This is a genomic window from Acinetobacter sp. YH01007 (assembly GCF_013420425.1).
GTDB lineage: Bacteria > Pseudomonadota > Gammaproteobacteria > Pseudomonadales > Moraxellaceae > Acinetobacter > Acinetobacter towneri.
In genome coordinates this window covers 1-3,914 of the sequence record NZ_VOYC01000039.1, presented here as the reverse complement: position 1 = coordinate 3,914, position 3,914 = coordinate 1, and the positions used below count along the sequence as shown (strand labels likewise).

Here is a 3,914-nt window from a genome sequence, read left to right as displayed (position 1 = left end):
GCATGTTCCGCGTCCTTGCAATACTGTGTTTACATACAGTCTATCGCTTAGCGGAAAGTTCTTTTACCCTCAGCCGAAATGCCTGCCGTTGCTAGACATTGCCAGCCAGTGCCCGTCACTCCCACTCTATTGATGTGTGCTTAAAAAACAGGAGGGTTTAACTTGGTAAACTATACATACTCATTAGGAGTTTACCATGAGCAAGAAACAGAAGACTTACACCGCAGAATTTAAAGCTGAAGCCATAAAAGCCATTGAAGAGAACCAAGGTAATGTATCGGAATCCGCTAGACAACTTGGCATTTCAATGCAAACCCTTTCGAACTGGAATAACAAAGCAAAGGCTGGAACTTTAGCAGGCACAAAACAGTATTCGCCCGATCTAAACGCCTTACTCGAAGAAAATAAGAAGCTTAAACAACAGCTCAAAACAGCTGAAATGGAACGTGAATTTTTAAAAAAGGCAGCAGCGTACTTTGCCAAAGAAAGTCAGTGAGGTACGCCTATATGAAATCGCAAAGCCACTTATTTCCGATTATTTTAATGGCTCGATTACTTCGTGTATCCGTTTCTCGCTTTTATGATTGGCTAAAGCGAGGCATGAGTAAAAGATCAATTCAGCGAAATCAGCAGACAATTTTGGTCAAAATAGCCCATGAAGAAACCAAACAAAGCTATGGCTATGTTCGATTAACCAAGCATTTACAAGCGCAAGGTATCAAAATAAGTACGTATGCTGTGCGCCAAATAAAAAAATCAAATCAGTTGTATTGTAAGCGCCATAAGCGTTTCAAAAGAACCACGAACAGTGATCACAACCGTTCTATTTATGACAATTTACTCAAGCAACAGTTTTCAATGACGAAGCCTAATCTTGCGTGGTCGAGTGACATTACCTACATTTGGACGGCTGAGGGCTGGTTGTACTTGGCAGCTGTCAAAGATCTTTACACGAAACAGGTTGTTGGCTATAGCTTAAATGAGCGCATGACAGCCAAGCTTGTTTGTGATGCATTGAATATGGCTATTCGCAATCAGAAACCTGCTAAAGATCTCATTGTACATTCAGATAGAGGCAGCCAATATTGCAGTAATGAATATCGAAACTTACTTGAGAAATTTGATTTTCAGGGTTCAATGAGCAAAAAAGGCGACTGCTTTGATAATGCACCGATAGAGAGTTTCTGGGGCATACTCAAAAATGAACTAGTCCATCATCGCAACTACAAAACAAGGGAAGAAGCCAAAGCGGATATTACAAAATATATAGAGTTATTTTATAATCAGCGAAGAATTCAAAAAGGCTTGGATTTTAAGACACCAAATCAAATGGCAGAAGACTTTTATCGGTTAGCTGCCTAGAATCTCCCAAGTGAAAGTCTCCTGCTAATTCAGCACACATCACTGTTGATAAATTTTCTAAACAAAAAGGATCAAACTAATCTATAAGCTTTGTGGGTTAGAAAAAAAATAACTCACTTTGCATTGATCATATTTAAATTCTTGTTTTATCCATAGCACTAACCTATTAATTTTAAAAAATAATAGGTACTGGCTAAATAGCAAATCGATACATATCTTTTTCATAGAGGAAATATGATTTTAGTAAGTTCTTGTCTGGCTGGCTTAAAGGTACGTTATAACGGGACGCATAGCTTAAACGAAAAAATCGAAAAATTAGTCAAAGATGGAAAAGCTACTATGGTATGTCCAGAGATTCTTGGCGGTTTATCAACACCACGCGAACCTGCCGAGATTTCGGGAGGTAATGGCGATGATGTCTTAGATGGAAAAGCCTGTGTAATTGAAAAATCAGGAAAGGATGTGACTTCAATCTATATTGAAGGGGCATATAGAACTTTAAAAAAAGTTCAATTATTAAAAGCTACTCTGGTAGTGCTTAAAGAAAATAGCCCTTCATGTGGTAGTTCAATGATTTACGATGGTCAATTTAATGGGAATAAGATCTATGGCAATGGAGTTACCTCCGCTTTGCTTAAACGTCATAATATAAAAGTCATTTCAGAAGAAACTTTTTGGCAACTTTTACCCTAGTTCCTCCGCTTTTATTTAAAATCTTCATGCAACTCCAACCACGCCCCCCTTTGCAATATCAAGTCTCTTCGGTATTTAGAGATATAGTGAGGTAATAATCTAAGAAGCATATCCATTACTTCCACATCAGTTAAAAAGTAGTGGTTCAATTTTATGCTGTAATTCTTTAACAATTTTAGCAAGCTGATCATGTAAAACTAACCAACATTGCTCATGACCTTGCCCAATATATTCATCTATTATGAGTTGCAAAATGTCTTGATCTATCTGACTTAAGAATTCTAAAAACCATGTCGCAGCAACATCCTTGGCAACTATTGTTTTATGATCTAATGTATAAGCTATACGGCATAGCGCTAAAATTTGATTACATTCATCCTGATCGTCTTTCCAATGAGCAATAATTTGTGGATAAGTTTTTTGCATGGCAAATATTAATTGTTCATAGCTAATTGGATTTAACCAATCGCAAATATCAGGTCCAAAGATAGTAATGTTATGTAATTGGGCAGTTTTAAGTAAAATACTAATATCTGGATCAGATTGACTATAAAGTAATTCACCTTTGAGTAATTCTTCTCTCAACCACTCGCCATATTGTAGCTGATATGTATATGGATGATTTTTATTGGTAATACTCCCTTTTTCTAATATCGTAATTTCTAAGGCACGCGCTGTAGCATGACCAATCGGAACAGATATATTTAGAAAATTCTGCGCTAATTGTTTTCTTTCCTGATCGGTAATTTCACGTTCAATAATAACTAAAATATCAAGATCACTTTTATGTTTTAAACCACCATCAACATACGAACCATATAAATAAATAGCATAAAGCTTATCTTTAAAATTTTTTTGTAAAAGCTGTTTTACACTTTCAACTTGGCGACACTCTTCATCATTTAAGCTTTGCATATGATTTTTAATTTAAAAAAATAAGTAATGAATTCATAGAGCATTATACAGAATAAGTGTAAATAATTTAATCAATTAGTAAATAACATACTATTTTTACAATATATTTACTTTCAATATAGAGTTTAATACATAAAACTCTATCAATCAAAAAAAGCTTGAAACAACATCTGAATAGTAAGAGTCATTTCCTCCTCACTTAGAGATGGATCCGGAAATTTGAACAACTCCTATAAGTGATACTCTGCTCCTCAAATGATGTTATAAACATCAATATATGGAGTATTTTATGGCACGTAGACCAAGAAGAAATCATTCAAACGACTTTAAGGCTAAGGTAGCACTTGCTGCGATCAAAGCAGAAAAAACACTTGCTGAATTGAGTTCTGAGTTTGATGTTCATCAAAACCAAATTATTGACTGGAAAAATCAATTGATCTCAGCTTCCTCACAAGCTTTCGATCAATCAAAAGCTCCATCAGAACCTCCCATTGATCTTAAAAAGTTACATGCAAAAATCGGTGAGCAGGCATTAGAAATTGATTTTTTAGAAGGTGTGTTGAAGAAACTGGGCCGCTTCAACCACAAAAGTTAATCGATCACTCACTTCAGATTTCAGTATCTAAACAAGCTAAGTTACTGAAAGTCTCTCGTGGTTGTTATTATTATCGCCCAAAACCTGTTAGCTCATCAGATCTGAAGCTGATGCGATGTATTGATGAATTACATATGCAATATCCTTTTGCAGGCAGTCGTATGATGCGTGATTTGTTGAATCGTCAAGGGCATCATATAGGACGACGTCATACACGTACTCTAATGAAGAAAATGGGTATTCAGGCGTTATATTGCAAACCAAATTTAAGCCAGGCTAATCAAGCTCACCGTAAATATCCATATCTGCTCAAAGGGTTGGCTATTCAGCGCAGTAATCAAGTGTGGTC

Annotated in this window: 3 protein-coding genes and 1 pseudogene; 3 read left to right on the top strand and 1 reads right to left on the bottom strand. The window is 35.9% G+C overall.

Translation table 11 applies throughout. The features are described from left to right. Positions 1-196 precede the first annotated feature (196 nt). A protein-coding gene (locus tag FTT74_RS13680; protein WP_119285041.1) for an IS3 family transposase occupies positions 197-1,362 on the top strand; the annotation gives its coding sequence in 2 pieces (ribosomal slippage) (positions 197-455 and positions 455-1,362; 1,167 coding nt in all). Positions 1,363-1,596: 234 nt separating this feature from the next. Continuing rightward, positions 1,597-2,055, top strand: coding sequence for a DUF523 domain-containing protein (locus FTT74_RS13675; RefSeq protein WP_077170035.1), 459 nt, complete (start codon positions 1,597-1,599; stop codon positions 2,053-2,055). 126 nt (positions 2,056-2,181) lie between these two features. Here the strand turns inward: FTT74_RS13675 and FTT74_RS13670 are convergent, their stop codons facing one another. Beyond that, positions 2,182-2,970: an aminoglycoside adenylyltransferase domain-containing protein gene (locus FTT74_RS13670; protein ID WP_038350081.1), complete on the bottom strand. Its 789-nt coding sequence runs from the start codon at positions 2,968-2,970 to the stop codon at positions 2,182-2,184. A 277-nt stretch (positions 2,971-3,247) separates the two neighbouring features. Here FTT74_RS13670 and FTT74_RS13665 point away from each other — a divergent pair. Further along, a pseudogene (locus FTT74_RS13665) lies at positions 3,248-3,914 on the top strand (IS3 family transposase); the annotation flags it as partial.